The sequence below is a fragment of the Nocardioides sp. genome, assembly GCF_035481145.1.
Classification (GTDB): Bacteria; Actinomycetota; Actinomycetes; order Propionibacteriales; family Nocardioidaceae; genus Nocardioides.
The window spans coordinates 1-2,906 of record NZ_DATIHB010000196.1 but is presented as its reverse complement, the minus strand read 5'-3'; the positions used below and the strand labels follow the sequence as shown (position 1 = coordinate 2,906).

Below are 2,906 nucleotides of genomic sequence, written 5' to 3'. Positions count from 1 at the left end.
CCGCCTCGACGCATGTCGGTGCAGGTTCGCGCCGGCTCGGCGAATCAGGAGGTGGGCGGGGGACCCGCGGGGCGGGTGCCCGCTGCCGGAGTGGCGGCACGGGCCGGTGCCGGGCACGAAGTCGACCTCGGCGGAGGTGTCGAGGCCGGCCGGCGGAGTGCCGTTCTTGGCGAGGCCTGCCGAGAAGGCCATCGAGAAGCACGCGGTGTGCGCGGCCGCGATGAGCTCCTCGGGGCTGGTCAGGCCGTTGGGCTCCTCGGAGCGGGCCGGCCAGGAGACACCGAAGGTGCCGATGCCGGAGGACTGGAAGGTGGTCGAACCAGAGCCGTCGAGCAGGCCGCCCTCCCAGTGGGTGGCGGCGGAGCGGGTGGTGGCCATGGGGTTCTCCTCGTTGAGTTGGCTACGGGTGCGCGCCCACTCTTCCACGGTTGGCAGAATGGGTGCCGTGAGCACCTTCTACGACGAGATCGGCGGCCTGGACACGATGCGACGCATCGTCGACCGCTTCTACGAGGGTGTCGCCGAGGACCCACTCCTGCGCCCGATGTACCCCGAGGAGGACCTCGGTCCGGCGAAGGAGCGCTTCACGCTCTTCCTCACGCAGTACTGGGGCGGTCCGGGCACCTACAGCGAGCAGCGCGGCCACCCGCGCCTGCGGATGCGCCACGCGCCGTTCGCCGTGGACGCGGCGGCCGCCGAGCGGTGGCTCGTCCACTTCCGTGCTGCCCTCGACGAGGCCGGCCTGACGCCCGAGCAGGACCGGCAGTTCTGGGACTACGTCACGCACGCAGCCCAGTTCATGATCAACACCGACTGAGTCAGGCCAGCTGCGCCTGCAGCAGCGCGCGGAACTCCTCGGTAGCCGGGGCCGCCTTCTGGGTCACCGGGTCGAACGTCACCAGGACGACGCGCGCCCGCGAGTACGTCGTGCCGTCGCAGGAGAGCTCGGACTCGACGACGAAGCTCGAGCGCCCGACCCCGGAGACCCAGGAGCGCACGGTGAACGGTGCCGTCTGGAAGCGCACCGGCTCCGCGTACGCCACGTCGGTCCGGGCGATGACCACCGGCGTCGGCGGCGCGGCACCGACCTCCGCGCCCTGCACCAGGCGCAGGAAGGCGACGCGCGCCTCCTGGAAGTACTCGAAGTGCTTCACCTCGTCGATCACCCCGAAGGCGTCGAGGTCGGAGAAGCGCACCCGCATCGCGTAGCTGCCTCCCTCGACGTCGCGGGGCTCCTGGAAGGCAACCTCGCCGGGGATGGGGTCCTCGCCTCGGAAGCCCTCCAGGGTCGCCAGCTCCGCCGCGGTCAGCTGCCGGCGGCGGTCCTCGTCGAAGGCGAACGGCGCGAGGGTGCTGCGGGCGCGGAGGTAGACGATGCGCTCTCCGTCGTGGTCGTCGTAGATCTCGTGACCCAGGACGAAGGAGTCCGTGTCGGCCCGGACCACCCAGGTGTCGACCTTGACCGGCTGGAGCCGGAAGGTGAGCGGGGCGACGTACTGCACGCAGTGGTGGAGCACCTGCGCTCCCTCGGCGAGCGCCAGCAGGCGGTCCCCCGGGGTGTGGGCGAGGAGCATCTCGATGCGGGCTTCCTGGAGGTAGTCCAGGTAGATCACGTTGTTGATGTGGCCGAGCAGGTCCATGTCCGCCCAGCGCAGCTGGCACTCATAGGTGTGTCGCACGCCGCAGATCGTCGCACGCCGACGGGTCTAGGCTGATCGGCGGCCCCGGGATCGGGCCGCTCCCCCACTTCTCTCGAAGGAGACCTCATGCCTGAGGCAGTCATCGTTTCCGCCGCGCGTACGCCGATCGGCCGCGCGTTCAAGGGCTCGCTGAAGGACATGCGTCCCGACGACCTGGCCGCGTTCGCCATCAAGGCGGCGCTCGACAAGGTCCCGGCGCTCGACCCCACCACGATCGACGACCTGCTCCTCGGCAACGGCCAGCCGGCGGGCGAGGCCGGCTGGAACCTCGCCAAGGTGGTCAACACGCTCCTCGGCCTGGACACCGTGCCCGGCACGACGGTCAACCGCTACTGCTCCTCCTCCGTGCAGACCACCCGCATGGCGCTCCACGCGATCAAGGCCGGCGAGGGCGACATCTTCGTCTCGGCGGGCGTCGAGGCGGTCTCCCGCTTCGGCAACGGCATGAGCGACATCCCCGGCTCGGAGAACCCGCTGCTCGCCGACGCCATGAAGCGCACCGAGGCCACCGCCGCCTCCAACACCACCTGGACCGACCCGCGCGAGCAGGGGCTCCTGCCGGACGTCTACATCACGATGGGCCAGACCGCGGAGAACGTCGCGACACTGCGTGGCCTCCGCCGTGAGGAGCTCGACGCCTTCGCCGTACGGTCGCAGAACCTCGCCGAGAAGGCGATCAACGACGGCTTCTGGGCCCGCGAGATCACCCCGGTCACCCTGCCCGACGGCACGGTCGTCTCCACCGACGACGGCCCGCGCGCCGGCGTCACCCTCGAGGCGATGGCCGGTCTCAAGCCGGTCTTCCGCGAGAACGGCGTCAACACGGCCGGCAACTCGTGCCCGCTCAACGACGGTGCTGCCGCCGTCATCATCATGTCCGACACCAAGGCCGCCGAGCTCGGCCTGAAGCCGCTGGCCCGCGTCGTCTCGACCGGCGTCTCCGGCCTGTCGCCGGAGATCATGGGCCTGGGCCCGGTCCAGGCAGTGCGCAACGCGCTGCGCATCGCCGGCATGTCGGTCAACGACATCGACCTGTGGGAGATCAACGAGGCGTTCGCCGCCCAGGTGGTGCCGTCCTACCAGGACCTCGGCATCGACATCGACAAGCTGAACATCAACGGCGGCGCGATCGCGGTCGGCCACCCGTTCGGGATGACCGGCGCCCGGATCACCAGCACACTGATCAACTCGCTGCAGCACCACGAC

Annotated in this window: 4 protein-coding genes; 2 read left to right on the top strand and 2 right to left on the bottom strand. The window is 70.4% G+C overall.

Going from position 1 to position 2,906, the window contains the following annotated elements:
- Positions 1–378: OsmC family peroxiredoxin (locus tag VLF38_RS15690; protein WP_325272175.1), on the bottom strand; the 378-nt coding region annotated here is incomplete at its 3' end.
- Between the two features lie 58 nt (positions 379–436).
- On the opposite strand from VLF38_RS15690, the gene VLF38_RS15685 reads away from it, so the two are divergent.
- On the top strand, positions 437–817 hold the full coding sequence (locus VLF38_RS15685; RefSeq protein ID WP_325272174.1) for a globin: 381 nt from the start codon (positions 437–439) through the stop codon (positions 815–817).
- A gap of 1 nt (position 818) precedes the next feature.
- On the opposite strand, the gene VLF38_RS15680 is transcribed toward VLF38_RS15685, so the two are convergent.
- Positions 819–1,679, bottom strand: a complete 861-nt coding sequence (locus VLF38_RS15680; RefSeq protein WP_325272173.1) for an acyl-CoA thioesterase — start codon at positions 1,677–1,679, stop codon at positions 819–821.
- 87 nt (positions 1,680–1,766) lie between these two features.
- Here VLF38_RS15680 and VLF38_RS15675 point away from each other — a divergent pair.
- On the top strand, positions 1,767–2,906 hold a 1,140-nt coding region (locus VLF38_RS15675), incomplete at its 3' end, for an acetyl-CoA C-acetyltransferase (protein WP_325272172.1).

Coding starts and splice junctions, on each gene's coding strand:
- VLF38_RS15685 (WP_325272174.1), top strand. CDS start 437: ATGGGTGCCGTGAGCACCTTCTACGACGAGATCGGCGGCCTGGACACG.